The 15,120-nt window shown below is 62.1% G+C and carries 12 protein-coding genes; 10 read left to right on the forward strand and 2 right to left on the reverse strand.

Annotated features, from left to right (window positions below; translation table 11 throughout):
- The first annotated feature begins 156 nt into the window (after positions 1 to 156).
- The 10 genes from RS887_RS22425 (at position 157) to RS887_RS22470 (ending at position 12,355) form a co-directional block, all read left to right on the forward strand.
- Positions 157 to 1,314 carry an efflux RND transporter periplasmic adaptor subunit gene (locus RS887_RS22425; protein WP_322617078.1) on the forward strand — a complete coding sequence of 386 codons (1,158 nt, stop codon included), beginning with the start codon at positions 157 to 159 and terminating at the stop codon, positions 1,312 to 1,314.
- A 15-nt stretch (positions 1,315 to 1,329) separates the two neighbouring features.
- A complete protein-coding gene (locus RS887_RS22430; protein ID WP_322617079.1) occupies positions 1,330 to 4,428 on the forward strand; it encodes an efflux RND transporter permease subunit in 3,099 nt (1,032 codons plus the stop codon).
- Between the two features lie 193 nt (positions 4,429 to 4,621).
- Entirely contained in the window at positions 4,622 to 5,263 is a 642-nt protein-coding gene (locus tag RS887_RS22435; protein ID WP_322617080.1) for a DUF1345 domain-containing protein, read from the forward strand.
- A gap of 77 nt (positions 5,264 to 5,340) precedes the next feature.
- Positions 5,341 to 6,180, forward strand: coding sequence for an AraC family transcriptional regulator (locus tag RS887_RS22440; protein ID WP_322617081.1), 840 nt, complete (start codon positions 5,341 to 5,343; stop codon positions 6,178 to 6,180).
- Between the two features lie 52 nt (positions 6,181 to 6,232).
- On the forward strand, positions 6,233 to 6,841 hold the full coding sequence (locus RS887_RS22445; protein ID WP_322617082.1) for a LysE family translocator: 609 nt from the start codon (positions 6,233 to 6,235) through the stop codon (positions 6,839 to 6,841).
- Between the two features lie 140 nt (positions 6,842 to 6,981).
- Positions 6,982 to 8,007, forward strand: a complete 1,026-nt coding sequence (locus RS887_RS22450) for a LacI family DNA-binding transcriptional regulator (RefSeq protein WP_322617083.1) — start codon at positions 6,982 to 6,984, stop codon at positions 8,005 to 8,007.
- 169 nt (positions 8,008 to 8,176) lie between these two features.
- On the forward strand, positions 8,177 to 8,959 hold the full coding sequence (locus RS887_RS22455; RefSeq protein WP_322617084.1) for a sugar phosphate isomerase/epimerase family protein: 783 nt from the start codon (positions 8,177 to 8,179) through the stop codon (positions 8,957 to 8,959).
- Positions 8,952 to 9,986: a sugar kinase gene (locus RS887_RS22460; protein ID WP_322617085.1), complete on the forward strand. Its 1,035-nt coding sequence runs from the start codon at positions 8,952 to 8,954 to the stop codon at positions 9,984 to 9,986. The genes RS887_RS22455 and RS887_RS22460 overlap by 8 nt, the downstream gene beginning before the upstream one ends.
- Before the next feature lie 71 nt (positions 9,987 to 10,057).
- Positions 10,058 to 11,356 carry an MFS transporter gene (locus RS887_RS22465; protein WP_322617086.1) on the forward strand — a complete coding sequence of 433 codons (1,299 nt, stop codon included), beginning with the start codon at positions 10,058 to 10,060 and terminating at the stop codon, positions 11,354 to 11,356.
- A 21-nt stretch (positions 11,357 to 11,377) separates the two neighbouring features.
- Positions 11,378 to 12,355: a D-glycerate dehydrogenase gene (locus RS887_RS22470; RefSeq protein ID WP_322617087.1), complete on the forward strand. Its 978-nt coding sequence runs from the start codon at positions 11,378 to 11,380 to the stop codon at positions 12,353 to 12,355.
- Between the two features lie 126 nt (positions 12,356 to 12,481).
- Here the strand turns inward: RS887_RS22470 and RS887_RS22475 are convergent, their stop codons facing one another.
- Positions 12,482 to 13,669 carry a pyridoxal phosphate-dependent aminotransferase gene (locus RS887_RS22475; protein WP_322617088.1) on the reverse strand — a complete coding sequence of 396 codons (1,188 nt, stop codon included), beginning with the start codon at positions 13,667 to 13,669 and terminating at the stop codon, positions 12,482 to 12,484.
- 100 nt (positions 13,670 to 13,769) lie between these two features.
- Positions 13,770 to 14,906 (reverse strand): glycerate kinase, encoded by a 1,137-nt coding sequence (locus RS887_RS22480; protein WP_322617089.1) that lies wholly within the window; start codon positions 14,904 to 14,906, stop codon positions 13,770 to 13,772.
- Positions 14,907 to 15,120 lie beyond the last annotated feature (214 nt).

Below are 15,120 nucleotides of genomic sequence, written 5' to 3' on the forward strand. Positions count from 1 at the left end.
CCTGACAGACGCAATAAAATTCAAGGACTGAAGGATATACGCCCTCACTCGTCCATGACTAAAACCCTTACACATTTTCACACAGCGCCAACAAAGCTTAACCGCTACCCTCGCCTGCGCCCGGTAGGATGCCGGGAGTCATTATTGGGGTATTACATGTCGAAGAATCTGCTTGCCAGGCTCAGCCTAATTGCGCTGGCGATGACACTGGGCGCGTGTGACAAGTCCTCGAACGCCGAGGAACAGGCGCCGCTGGCCACGGTTCGCATCGAAACCATCGAAGCGCGGCCGCTGACCATCAGCAGCGAACTGAGCGGACGGATTGCCGCACCGCGCATGGCAGAAGTACGCGCGCGCGTGGCCGGCGTGGTCTTGCAGCGGACCTTCCGTGAAGGCAGTGACGTGAAACAGGGTGATGTCCTGTTCCGCATCGACCCGGCGCCGTTCAAGGCTGACCTGGATAGCGCCGAAGCAGCGTTGCGCAAGGCCGAAGCCAACGCGTTCCAGGCCAGATTGCAGGAGCAACGCTACGCCCAGTTGATCGACGACAAGGCCATCAGCGGTCAGGACTACGACAACGCCCGGGCCAACGCACGGCAGACCGCCGCCGACGTCGCGGCCAGCAAGGCTGCGGTGGAGCGCGCCCGGTTGAACCTTGGGTACGCCACCGTCACCGCACCGATTTCCGGGCGTATCGGTCGGGCGCTGGTCACCGAAGGCGCACTGGTCGGGCAAAACGAAACCACTGCGCTGGCGCTGATCCAGCAACTGAACCCGATTCATGCCGACCTGACCCAGTCCACCCGCGAACTCAACGAACTGCGCCGCGCCTTCCGTTCCGGCCAGTTGCAGCAGGTCGGCCAGGACCAGGCCAAGGCCACGCTGATTCAGGATGACGGCAGCCTCTACCCGTTGCCGGGCAAAATGCTGTTCAGCGACATCACCGTCGACCCGGGCACCGGCCAGATCATCCTGCGCAGCGAGTTCCCCAACCCCGACCTCGACTTGCTGCCCGGCAGTTTCGTGCGCGTGCGCCTGGAACAAGCGGTCAACCAGCAGGGCATCAGCGTGCCGCAACGTGCCGTCCAGCGCGACAGCGCCGGTGTCGCCCAAGTGCTGCTGCTCGACGCCGAACAACGCGTCGGGCAGCAACCGGTCGAGCTGGGGGCCGTGCAGAACGATCGCTGGATCGTCACCAGCGGCCTCAAGGCAGGCGACCGCATTGTCATCGAGGGCCTGCAACACGCCCGCCCCGGCGAGAAAGTGCAGATCGACGACACCCCTCTTCCACTTGCCCAGGTAACTGGTCAGTAAGCAGGACGCTTTTTTATGCCGCAGTTCTTTATCGACCGCCCGGTGTTCGCCTGGGTGGTTGCCCTGTTCATCCTGCTGGCCGGGGCACTGGCCATTCCGCAACTGCCAGTGGCGCAATACCCCGACGTGGCGCCACCACAGATCGAAATCTACGCCGTGTACCCGGGCGCTTCGGCACAAACCGTGGACGAGAGCGTGGTCAGCCTGATCGAGGAAGAGCTCAACGGCGCCGACCACCTGTTGTACTTCGAATCCCAGAGCAGCCTGGGCAGCGCCACCATCAAGGCCACCTTCCAGCCGGGCACCAACCCGGAGCTGGCTCAGGTGGATGTGCAGAACCGCCTCAAGGCCGTGGAGTCACGCCTGCCGCAAGCCGTGAACCAGCAAGGTTTGCAGGTGGAGAAAGTCTCCTCCGGTTTCCTGCTGTTGATCACCCTGACGTCAAGCGACGGCAAACTCGACGACGTGGCGCTCAGCGACTACCTGGCGCGCAACGTGATGAACGAGATCAAGCGTCTGGACGGCGTCGGCAAGGCGCAGCTGTACGGCGCCGAACGGGCGATGCGGATCTGGATCGACCCGCGCAAACTGCTCGCCTTCAACCTGACGCCGGCGGACGTCAACGCCGCCATCGTCGCGCAAAACGCCCAGGTATCGGCCGGCAGCATCGGCGATCTGCCGACCCGCACCACCCAGGAAATCACCGCGACCATTCTGGTCAAGGGCCAGTTGTCGACCCCCGAAGAGTTTGCCGACATCGTCCTCAAGGCAAACCCGGACGGTTCGACCGTGCGCATCAGCGATGTGGCCCGGGTCGAGATCGGTAACCAGGAATACCAGTTTTCCACGCGCCTGAACGGCAAACCGTCCACCGCCGTCGCCGTGCAGTTGTCGCCTGGCGCCAACGCGCTGAACACCGCGACCCTGGTGCGGGCGAAGATGGACGAACTCAAGCGCTACTTCCCGGCGAACGTCGAGTACTCGATTCCGTACGACACTTCACCCTTCGTCAAGGTCTCGATCACCAAAGTGGTCTACACCCTCGGCGAGGCGATGCTGCTGGTGTTCGCGGTGATGTTCCTGTTCCTGCAAAACATCCGCTACACACTGATTCCGACGCTGGTGGTGCCGGTGGCGTTGATGGGCACTTTTGCGACGATGCTGGCCCTCGGGTTTTCGATCAACGTGCTGACCATGTTCGGCATGGTGCTGGCGATCGGCATTCTGGTGGACGACGCCATCGTGGTGGTGGAGAACGTCGAGCGCATCATGGCCACCGAGGGTTTGTCACCCAGGGAGGCCACGCGCAAGGCCATGCAGCAGATCACCGGGGCCATTATCGGCATCACCCTGGTGCTGGTCGCGGTGTTCATTCCGATGGCGTTCATGCAGGGTTCGGTCGGGGTGATCTACCAGCAGTTCTCGCTGTCGATGGCCACCTCGATCCTGTTCTCGGCATTCCTCGCCCTGACCTTGACCCCGGCCCTGTGCGCGACGTTGCTCAAGCCGATTGCCCAAGGCGAACACCACGAAAAGACCGGGTTCTTCGGCTGGTTCAATCGTCGCTTCGAGCGACTGACCGAGCGCTACCAGGGCTGGGTCGCCCATGCACTGAAACGCAGCGGGCGTTTCCTGCTGATCTACGGCGTGTTGCTGGTAGGTCTAGGCGTGTGCTTCGCTCGCCTGCCCTCGTCGTTCCTGCCGGTGGAAGACCAGGGTTACACCATCACCGACATCCAGTTGCCGCCTGGCGCAAGCAAGAACCGCACGGTGCAGGTGGCCGAGCAGGTTGAAGCGCACAACGCCGGGGAACCGGGTATCCGCGACAGCGTGGTGATTCTCGGATTCAGCTTCTCTGGCAGCGGTCAGAATGCGGCACTGGCGTTCAGCACGCTCAAAGACTGGTCCGAGCGCGGCAGCGACGACTCGGCCTCCTCGATTGCCGACCGGGCCAACGTCGCCCTCAGCCAGATCAAGGATGCGGTGACGTTTGCCGTACTGCCGCCGCCCGTGGATGGCCTGGGTACGTCCAGCGGATTCGAGTTCCGCCTGCAGGATCGCGGTGGCCTTGGTCATGAGAAGTTGATGGCGGCCCGCACCGAGCTACTCGCAGCGGCCGAAAAAAGTCCGATCCTGATGAACGTGCGGGAAAGCGCCCTGGCCGAGGCACCGCAGGTGCAACTGATCGTCGACCGCAAGCAGGCCAACGCGCTGGGTGTGTCCTTTGCCGATGTCGGCGGCGTGCTGTCCACGGCCGTGGGCTCGGCCTACATCAATGACTTCCCCAATCAGGGACGGATGCAGCGCGTCGTGGTGCAGGCCGAAGGCGATCAACGCAGTCAGGTGGCAGACCTGCTGAACATTCACGTACGTAACACCCAAGAAAAAATGGTGCCGCTGTCGGCCTTCGTCCGGGCCAAATGGACCCAGGGCCCGGCGCAGTTGACCCGCTACAACGGCTACCCGGCGATCAGCATTTCCGGTGAACCGACACCGGGCCACAGCACCGGTGAGGCCATGGCCGAGATCGAGCGCCTGGTGGCGCAAGGCCCGGCAGGCCTGGGCCAGGAATGGACCGGGTTGTCGTTGCAGGAACGGCTATCCGGCAGCCAGGCGCCGATCCTGCTGGGGCTGTCGCTGCTGATCGTGTTCCTGTGCCTGGCGGCGCTGTACGAAAGCTGGTCGATCCCGACCTCGGTGCTGCTGGTGGTGCCGCTGGGCGTGCTCGGCGCGGTGCTGGCCGTGACCTTGCGCGGGATGCCCAACGATGTGTTCTTCAAGGTCGGGCTGATCACCATCATCGGCCTTTCGGCGAAGAACGCGATTCTGATCATCGAGTTCGCGAAGAGCCTGTACGACGAAGGCCATGACCTGATCGACGCGACGCTGCAAGCGGCACGCCTGCGGTTGCGACCGATTGTCATGACCTCGCTGGCGTTCATCCTTGGCGTATTGCCGTTGGCGATGGCTACCGGCGCCAGCTCGGCGAGCCAGCAGGCCATCGGCACCGGGGTAATCGGCGGGATGATCACGGCGACCCTGGCCGTGGTGTTCGTGCCGGTGTTTTTTGTGGTGGTGATGAAGCTGGTGCGCAAGCGCCATAAAGAAATTTAGCAAACAGCACCTACCCAATGTGGGAGCGGGCTTGCTCGCGAAGGCGGATGGTCAGTCGACATGGATGTTGAATGTGATGGCCCCTTCGCGAGCGAGCCCGCTCCCACATCCGATTTCATTGGCCTCAGGATTGTGGTCACGATTGACCACGCTGGGCTAAGGTATTTGCAATACTTCGACCCATCGAGCCTCCATGTCCTTCCTCACCCGCACCCACCCTCGCCTGTCCGCTGCCACGACGCTCGGTATCGCAGCGGGTATCCTGGTACCGGCCGATTCGGTCATCGGCAAAATACTCATCGGCTGGAATGCCGGGGTCTGGACTTACCTGATCCTGATGTCCTGGCTCGTCGTTCGTTCGAAAGCCACTGATGTGAAACGCATTGCCGAAATCGAAGACGAAAACGCCGGGCTGGTGCTGACGCTGGTTTGCATTGCGGCTCTGGCCAGCCTGGCGACCATTACCTTCGAACTGGCCGGCAGCAAAGACCTGGAAACCACGCGCAAGCTCCTCCACTACGGCTTCACTGCTTTGACGGTGATCGGTTCGTGGCTGCTGATCGGGGTGATTTTCAGCGTGCACTACGCGCGCCTGTTTTACACCTGGGACGGCAAGGAGCCGGCACTGCGTTTTGCCGAAGGTCTGACGACACCCAACTACTGGGACTTTTTGTACTTCTCGTTCACCGTCGGCGTGGCGGTGCAGACCTCGGATGTCGGCGTGGCCACCCGTGACTTGCGCAAGATCGTGCTGGCACAGTCGTTGATCGGTTTTCTGTTCAACACGGCCATTCTCGGGTTCTCGATCAACATCGCCGCCGGGCTGTTCAATTGAAAGCTGCACAAACGTTCTAGTCATCGCCCTCGGCGCGGGCGTTAAATGGGGCGGTCAATTTGCCGTGCAGGTGCAGCATGATTTCTCACAATTGGCTCGATCTGGCCAAGGATGCCGATACCGGCATCGAGACCCTGCGCGCGCATTTCGAAGGTCACGCCTATGACCCGCACTGGCATGACAGCTATCTGGTGGGCGTCACCGAGCAAGGGGTCCAGCAATTCAATTGTCGGCGGACGAAACATCAAAGCACGCCGGGCAAGGTGTTTTTACTGGAGCCAGGGGACATTCACGACGGTGAAGCGCCGACCGCCGACGGTTTCACCTACCGCATGCTGTACCTCGACCCGCAGTGGTTGCAGCGCGAACTCGGCGCAGTGTTCGACAACGCCCCGGACAACAGTGAATTGAGTTTCGCCAACACCTTGGCCAGTGACGTACGTTTGGCTCAGGCCACCAGCCTGGCCTTTGAAACCCTGCATCACGGCGAACTCAAGATTGTCCGTCAAACAGCCCTCGACGGCCTGCTTGAACGACTGACGAGCCATCTACACTGGCGCGCCCGTTATGGCGAGGATCCGCGTCTGCCGCGAGTGGCGCAGAAGGCCCGGGAATACCTGCATGCCAACGCGCAATACGACATCGGCCTCGATCATCTGGCAGCCGCCACAGGCGTCGACCGCTTCCGCCTGACCCGCGCGTTCAAGGCCGCTTACGGCATGGCGCCTCACGCGTATCTGGTGCAATTGCGCCTGGCAACCGCCCGACGCCTGCTGGCCCGTGGCGAACAACCGGCGGCGGTGGCGATGCAACTGGGCTTTGCCGACCAGAGCCATCTGGGGCGCTGGTTCATGCGCGCCTACGGCCTGACGCCGGCGCTGTACCGCAAACGCTGCTCAAATCTTCCAGACAGGTAGCCTGCGGATTGTGAAGATCGGATTCACTGATCTTCACTGGAGTTAGCCCGCGATGCTGCCCTCGTTCCCGACCTTGCTGCCGTTCCTGCTGTTTGCCTTCGTGGCCTCGATCACCCCCGGCCCGACCAACATTCTGGTACTGAGCAACAGCGCCCGCCATGGGCTGGCCGCGGCCGTACCGATCATCTTCGGCGCCTGGGCCAGCGCGGCGACCCTTGTATTGCTGGTGGGCACAGGCGTTGGCTCATCGATCAGCGCATGGCCCGCCGTGCAAAGCGCCATGCAGTGGGTCGGGGTGGCGTGGCTGAGCTATCTGGCCTGGCAGATTTACAGTGCCCCGGCGACGGCCATTGCCGCCCGCAACAGCGAAGCACGCCTCGGATGGATGGGCGCCGCCAGCCTGCAACTGGTTAACCCGAAAACCTGGATGATGGCACTGGCAGTGGTCAGCGTATTCGCCGCAGGTGACGAGCATCGCGCTGTGCGGGTGGTGTATCTGTCGCTGGTGTTTTTTCTGGTTTCCCTGCCATGTCTCACGGTCTGGGCAATGCTCGGTGCCGGTTCCAGCCGCTGGTTGCGCTCATCCCGTGCCATGCAACGCTTCAATCGCTGCATGGCGCTGTTGCTGCTGGGTTCGGCATGGTTGAGCGTGCTGGCCTGACAGCCACTTCTCGATCATTGTTCGACAATCCATCATCCGGGGCTTGACGGCGAATTGGCTTTTGGTGTCTCCTGAAACCGGTTTCAGCACTATCTCACAAAGTGCTCGACCTTATAAATCCAATAAGAAGGTTTCAGACCGTGAACGATTTCTCCGCCGCCCAACGCAGCCGCGTGACCATGCTCGACGTGGCCGAATACGCCAAGGTCTCCAAGGCCAGCGTTTCGCGGTTCATTGGCGATGATCGCGCCCTGCTCTCCGATGCCACCGCCCAGCGCATCGAACAAGCCATTGCCGAACTCGGCTATCGCCCGAACCAGATGGCCCGGGGCCTGAAACGCGGGCGCACCCGCCTGATTGGCATGCTGGTGGCCGATATCCGCAACCCTTATTCAATTGCCGTGATGCACGGGGTGGAAACCGCCTGCCGTCAGCACGGCTACAGCCTGGTGGTGTGCAACACCGACCGCGACGACGAGCAGGAGCGCCAGCACCTGGCCCTGCTGCGCTCGTACAACATCGAGGGCCTGATCGTGAACACCCTCGGTCATCACCCTGACGAATTGCACGAACTGCACCGGGAAATGCCCCTGGTACTGGTGGATCGCAAGGTGGAGCACCTTGAAAGCGATATGGTCGGGCTGGATAACCCGGCAGCCGTCGAAATGGCCCTTGCTCACCTTGAGGAGCGAGGCTATCGCGATGTGCTGCTGGTGACCGAGCCGTTCGATGGCACCAGTTCGCGGATCGAGCGGGTCAACAGCTTCAAGGCACAAATCGGACAACGCCCGACGCTGCGAGGGACGATCAGCGAAACAGGCAGCGAACTCACCGCGAACATCAGAACCTTTCTCGATTCATCCGGCCCCGGCCCGAAAGCGCTGTTCTGTGCCAACGGCATCGCTGCGCTGGCCAGCACCCATGCGTTGCGTGAACTCCAGTGCAATCTGTTTGAAGACGTTGGCCTGATCGCCCTCGATGACCTGGATTGGTACCCGTTGGTGGGCACTGGCATTACCGCACTCGCGCAGCCGACCACCGAGATGGGCGCCAGTGCGTTTGAGTGTCTGCTCAAGCGGCTGCGCGGGGATGACGGGGCGGTGCGGACGCTGGATTTTTCGGCGCGGTTGATCGTTCGTGGGTCGACCCGTGGAGTTTTTCGGTGAATGTTCCGACGCCTTCGCGGGCAAGCCCGCACACAGTGTTTTGTGTCGTGCACAAGTGCAGTGCAGAGCAGAGACTCCTGTGGTAGCGGGCTTGCCCGCGAAGAGGCCCGAAAGATCACCACCTATTTTTTTGAACAAAAATGAAACCGGTTTCAGAGGTAAAACAACAATGAGCAAACCAGCCGTTTCCATCAGCCTTTCCAGCTACGGTGCCGACCTCGTGCGTCAACGCGGCCAGGGCAGCTTCATCGAAATACTGGCCGCCGCCGGTGCCACGCGTATTGAGTGGCGCGAAGAATTGCTGACCACCGAGGACCCCGCTCAACTGGCCGATGCCACTCAAGCAGAAGGCCTGGAGAGTGTGTATTCGTCGCCCCTGGAGCTATGGCTGGCCGGGCAATCCTTGCCCAACCCCGAACTGATTATCGCCCTGCAACGCGCCCAGGCGTTCGGCGCCAAATGGCTGAAAGTGTCGTTGGGCTATTTCACCGACAACTGCGATCTGCAAACCCTTGCCCGTGTGCTGGGCGAAAGCGCCGTGCAGTTGCTGGTGGAAAACGACCAGACCCTGCACGGCGGCCGCATCGAACCCTTCCAGCGTTTTTTCGCGGACGTCGAGCAGCACAAGCTGCCGATCGAAATGACCTTCGATATCGGCAATTGGCACTGGCAGGACCAGTCCGCCGCCAGCGCCGCGCGGTTGCTCGGTCGCCATGTCGGTTATGTGCACTGCAAAGCAGTCACGCGCCGTACCGACGGCAAACTGGTCGCCATCCCGCCCGCCGTCAGTGATCTGCAACAGTGGGAACACCTGCTGCGGCACATGGCCCAGGGCGTCATGCGGGCCGCGGAGTATCCGCTGCAAGGTGATGACCTGGTGCAACTGACCACCGAGCACGTCGCGGCCCTCGCCCACCTCGGCCAATCGCAGCTGGAGAGTGCTCATGTCTGAGATCGATATTCTTTCTTTCGGCGAAACCATGGCGATGTTCGTCGCCGAGCAGGCGGGTGATCTGGCCAGCGTCGGCGCTTTCCACAAACGCATTGCCGGGGCTGACAGCAACGTCGCCATTGGCCTGTCCCGGCTGGGCTTCAACGTGGCATGGCTGAGCCGTGTCGGTGCCGATTCGTTGGGTCGGTTCGTGGTCGACACCCTGGAAAAAGAAGGCCTGGATTGCCGCCACGTCGACATCGACACCGCCCACCCGACCGGTTTTCAACTCAAGTCCCGCACCGACGATGGCAGCGATCCGGTGGTCGAGTACTTCCGCCGTGGCTCGGCGGCCAGTCACCTGTCGCCGCACTCGATCGTGCCCGAATTGCTCAAGGCCCGACACCTGCACGCCACCGGCATTCCCCCGGCACTGTCGGAGTCGGCACGGCAGATGTCGTTCGAATTGATGACCCGCATGCGCGAGGCCGGGCGCAGTGTGTCCTTCGACCCGAACCTGCGCCCGAGCCTGTGGGCCAGCGAGCGACAAATGATCACTGAGATCAACCGCCTCGCTGCCCTCGCCCACTGGGTGCTGCCGGGATTGAGCGAAGGTCGCTTGCTCACCGGTTTCGAGGACCCGGCCGACATCGCCGCCTTCTACCTCGACCAAGGCGCCGAAGCCGTGGCGATCAAGCTTGGCCCACACGGGGCGTATTACCGCACGCAGCTGGATGAAGGCTTCGTGGCGGGCGTGCCCGTGGAGACGGTGGTCGACACCGTGGGCGCCGGTGACGGGTTTGCCGTCGGCATGATCAGCGCGCTGCTGGAAAACCACAGCATCGCCGACGCCGTGAAACGCGCCAACTGGATTGGCAGCCGTGCGGTGCAGAGCCGGGGGGATATGGAGGGGTTGCCCAGCAGATCCGAAATGTCCATTGAATTCGAGGCCGTCTTCGCGAGCAAGTCGGGTCGCCGCACCGCCGCTCCCACATTGGATCTAGGTCCGACACAAATCCCCTGTGGGAGCGGGCTTGCTCGCGAATAGGCCGGCACAGTCACTGAATATTCAGAACCGTTACCTGCTGCGACAAAAACAACAAGCTCAGGAGCACCACCATGAAAACCGCAACGCTCGCCACCCGCCGCTGGTGGTACATCATGCCCATCGTGTTCATCACCTATAGCCTGGCGTATCTCGATCGCGCCAACTATGGGTTCGCCGCCGCGTCCGGCATGGCGGCGGACCTGATGATTACACCAGGCCTGTCGTCGATGCTCGGCGCGCTGTTCTTCCTCGGCTACTTTTTCTTCCAGGTACCCGGCGCGATCTACGCGCAGAAACACAGTGTGAAGAAGCTGATTTTCGTCAGTCTGATCCTCTGGGGCAGCCTGGCGACGTTAACCGGGATTGTCTCCAATGCCTATTGGCTGATCGTCATCCGCTTCATGCTCGGCGTGGTCGAAGCGGCAGTGATGCCGGCGATGCTGATCTACCTGTGCCACTGGTTCACCCGTGCCGAACGCTCGCGGGCCAACACTTTCCTGATCCTCGGCAACCCGGTGACCATGCTTTGGATGTCGGTGGTCTCGGGCTATCTGGTGCAGCACTACAGCTGGCGCTGGATGTTCATCGTCGAAGGTTTGCCAGCGGTGTTGTGGGCATTCATCTGGTGGCGCCTGGCCGATGATCGTCCGTCACAAGCCAAGTGGCTCAACGATCAGGAAAAGCAGGACCTGGAAAGCGCACTGGCCGCTGAACAGGTGGGCATCAAGGCCGTGAAGAACTACGCCGAAGCGTTCCGCTCGCCCAAAGTGATCATCCTGGCCCTGCAGTTTTTCTGCTGGAGCATTGGCGTGTACGGCTTCGTGTTGTGGCTGCCGTCGATCCTCAAGGCCGGCGCGCAGATGGACATGGTCCAGGCCGGCTGGCTGTCGGCGCTGCCGTACCTGGCGGCGGTGATCGGTATGCTGCTGGTGTCCTGGGGTTCGGACAAGTTGCAAAAACGTAAACGTTTCGTCTGGCCGCCACTGCTGATTGCCTCGATTGCCTTCTATGGTTCCTACGCCCTGGGTGCCGAACACTTCTGGTGGTCCTACACCCTGCTGGTGATTGCCGGCGCCTGCATGTACGCGCCTTACGGACCGTTCTTCGCGATCATTCCGGAGATCCTCCCGGCCAACGTCGCGGGCGGCGCCATGGCGCTGATCAACAGCATGGGCGCCCTCGGTTCGTTTGGCGGTTCGTATCTGGTCGGTTACCTGAACAGCTCCACCGGCTCGCCCGGCGCTTCGTACCTTTTGATGAGCGGCGCGCTGATGTTCTCGGTGCTGCTGACCCTTTTCCTCAAGCCCGGCGCCAGCGATCGGGAGCGGCCCACGGCCACGGTAACGCGCACTGCCACGGCACATTCCTGAATTGAAGCTGAGATCTCAAAGATGAAAAAGCAGGTCGTCCTGTACAAGAAACTCTCGCCGCTGCTGATGGCTCGCCTCCACGAGCAGGCCGAAGTGACGCTGATCGAAAACCTTGATGCCAAGGGCCTGGCCAAACTGCGCGATACCCCGCCCGGTGCCCAGGGTTTGCTGGGTGCCAGCCTGAAACTGGATGCCGAACTGCTCGATCTGGCACCCAACCTTGAAGCCATTGCCAGCGTCTCGGTGGGTGTCGATAACTACGACATCGACTACCTGACCGAGCGGCGCATCTTGCTCAGCAACACACCGGATGTATTGACAGAAACCACCGCTGACACGGGTTTCGCGCTGATCCTGGCAACGGCCCGGCGCGTAGTGGAATTGGCCAACATGATTCGCGAAGGCAAGTGGATCCGCAACATCGGCCCCGCGCATTTCGGCAGCGACGTGCACGGTAAAACCCTGGGCATCATTGGCATGGGTCGCATTGGCGAGGCACTGGCCCAGCGCGGGCATTTCGGTTTCGGTATGCCGGTGATTTACCACAGCCAGTCACCGAAACCGGCGGTGGAACAGCGGTTCAATGCGCACTATCGAAGCCTGCCGGAGCTGTTGCAACAGGCCGATTTCGTTTGCCTGACGTTGCCGCTCACCGCTGAAACCAAAGGGCTGATCGGCGCAGAACAGTTCGCCCTGATGCGTCCCGAGACCATCTTCATCAATATTTCCCGGGGCAAAGTGGTGGACGAAGCCGCGCTGATTGAAGCCTTGCGTGCGGGCCGGATTCGCGCGGCGGGGCTGGATGTATTCGAACGCGAGCCTTTGAGTCCGGACTCGCCGTTGTTGCAGTTGAACAACGTGGTGGCGACACCGCACATCGGCTCGGCTACCCATGAAACACGGGAGGCCATGGCCAGATGCGCGGTGGACAACCTGTTGGCGGCGCTGGCGGGTGAGCGACCGGTGAATCTGGTGAATGTTGGGGCGTGGAAGGCCTGAGGTATTCGGCGTCTTTCAGGTAGCCTTCGCGAGCAAGCCCGCTCCCACATTGGTTTTGTGTTCGACACAGATCAATGTGGGAGCGGGCTTGCTCGCGAAGAGGCCGGCTCAGACCACCACAACCTTTCAGGCACGCCGCGCCTCCAGCAAATCCGTCGCACAGCGTACGATCCGCCGACACGCATCTGCCAGTTTCGGCCGGTCAACCACCAACCCGATGCGGATATGCCCCGCCGCACTCGGCCCGAACGCTTCACCGGCCAGCACCGACACACCATAGTCTTCCAGCAGTCGCTCGGCGAAGCGCTGGGCCGACAACCCGGTCTGGCGGACATCGACCATCACGAACATACCGCCATCCGGGCGAATCGGCCTGAGGCCCTGACATTGGCCCAGGCTTGCACACACCAGGTCACGACGCTGGCGATACTCTTCGCGCATCGAGGCCACTTCCGGCAGGTCACGGTCCAGCGCCAACTGCGCGGCGTTCTGCACGAAATCGGGAATGCCGAACAACATACTGAGCGACAAATTGACCAGGTGCCCGGCCATGGGTTTGGGCCCGACCACCCAGCCCACCCGCCAGCCGCTCATGGCGTGGGACTTGGACAGGCTATTGATCGTCGCCGTCCGTTCGGCCATGCCCGGCAGACTCGCCGGACTGATGTGCTCGCCCTCGTACAGCAGGTCGCTGTAGACCTCGTCACTGATCAGCCACAAATCATGACGAATGCACAGCGCCGCCAGATCTTGCCAGGCGGCCAGTGGCAAACTGGCGCCGGATGGATTGTTCGGACTGTTGAGCAGGATGGCCCGTGTTTTCGGCGTGATCCGTGCCGCAACATCCGCCGGGTCGACGCGAAACCCGTTCTGCGGGCGCACGGGCACGGGAACCACTGTGGCCGCACAAGCGCCGATCACGCCTTCATAGGTCACGTACATCGGCTCGGCGACAATCACTTCATCGCCCGGATCGAGCAGACATTGCGCCACCGAATACACCGCGCACTGCGCCCCCGGAAAGACGATCACATGTTCGGCATCCACCACCTGACCACTGCGTTGCCGATGCCGGCGAGCGATGCTATCGCGCAGCCCTCGACTGCCGCGCACCGCAGGATAGTGCGTTTCACCGGCCAACAGACTGGCGATGGCGGCCTGGACGATGGGTTGCGGCGTATCGAAGTCCGGGTCGCCAATTGACAACAGCAGGACGTCGACGCCCTGTTCGCGCAATTGCAGCGCTCGATCATGAATCTGCCAGGCCGCCGCTCCGTCACCGGCGATTCGTTGGGTCAAGGCTGAATAGCGCATGTCTGTCTCCTGTCGCGCGGGTGCTCCAAGCCTCAACCCTATCTCAAATCATGAAACGCGCCACCATGGCGTTCAAATCCAGGGCCAAAAGCCCTCAGCTTCAGCGAACGGCCATCCGCCAGACGCGAGCAATGTCAGTTGCCCGCTCACGCAGCAAGCGCGGCGCTTCGGCACAAGCTTGCTCCAGGGTCATCGGCCCGCTTGCCAGGGCAAACGCAGCGTCGATGCCATGTTCATAGAGCGCCTGATAACCGTCGCCCAGCGTGCCGGCAATGACGATGACCGGCACGTCGTGCTGCCTGGCGACACGTGCCACACCAAATGGCGTCTTGCCGCGCAGGGTTTGCGCATCGAAACGCCCTTCACCGGTGATCACCAGATCGGCGCCTGCAACCGCCTCGGCCAGGCCCACCAGTTCGGCAACCACTTCGACCCCGGCCGTAAACTGCGCCCCCAGGAACGCTTTGGCGGCAAACCCCAGGCCACCCGCCGCGCCGCTGCCTGGTTCGTTGCGGACATCGTTGTTCAAAACTATCGCGCAATGGTCGGCAAAGTGCCCCAGCGCCTGGTCCAGTTGCTCGACCTGCGCGGGCGAGGCGCCTTTTTGCGGGCCGAAAATCGCCGAAGCTCCGTGGAGGCCGCACAACGGGTTGTTGACGTCAGCGGCGATGTCGAAGCGTACCTGCGTCAGACGCGGATCAAGGTCGCTCAGGTCGACGCGGGCCAATTGCGCAAGGGCCAGACCGCCCGGTGACAGCGTCTGGCCCTGTGCGTCCAGCAATTTCACACCCAGGGCCTGCATGGCGCCGGCGCCGCCGTCATTGGTCGCACTGCCGCCAATCGCCAGGATCACCCGTTGTGCACCGACATCCAGCGCGGCCCGGATCAATTGCCCGGTACCGAAGGTACTGCTGATGCACGCATCCCGTTGAGCCACCGGGACCAACTGCAAACCGCTGGCCTCGGCCATTTCGATGATCGCGGTGTGGCTCTGCGGCAACCAGCCCCAGGCGGCATCCACTGTGGTCCCCAACGGCCCGCGAACAACAGTGCGGCGCAGTTCGCCTTCGCACGCGGCAAGAATCGACTCGACAGTCCCTTCCCCGCCGTCGGCCATTGGGCATTTGATCAGTTGGGCATCAGGCCAGACCTGTGCCAATCCCAATGCAATGGCGTCGGCCACGCCTTGAGCGCTGAGGCTGTCCTTGAACGAATCGGGGGCGATCACGATTTTCATGGGAATTCTCCAGTTCCAATGTCCACATGCTGCCAGCCGCCATGAACAATAACGCCGGTCCGCTGCACAAGCGGCGATGAGGATTATTGTTCATTTCCACAAAGACCGGGGGATTCACACAATCCCTTGTGGGAGCGAGCCTGCTCGCGAAAGCGGTGTGTCAGTCAGCACTGATGCTGGATGTGGTGGCCTCTTCGCGAGCGGGCTCGCTCCC

It is taken from the genome of Pseudomonas sp. BIC9C (assembly GCF_034541995.1).
GTDB classification, from domain to species: domain Bacteria; phylum Pseudomonadota; class Gammaproteobacteria; order Pseudomonadales; family Pseudomonadaceae; genus Aquipseudomonas; species Aquipseudomonas fluorescens_CC.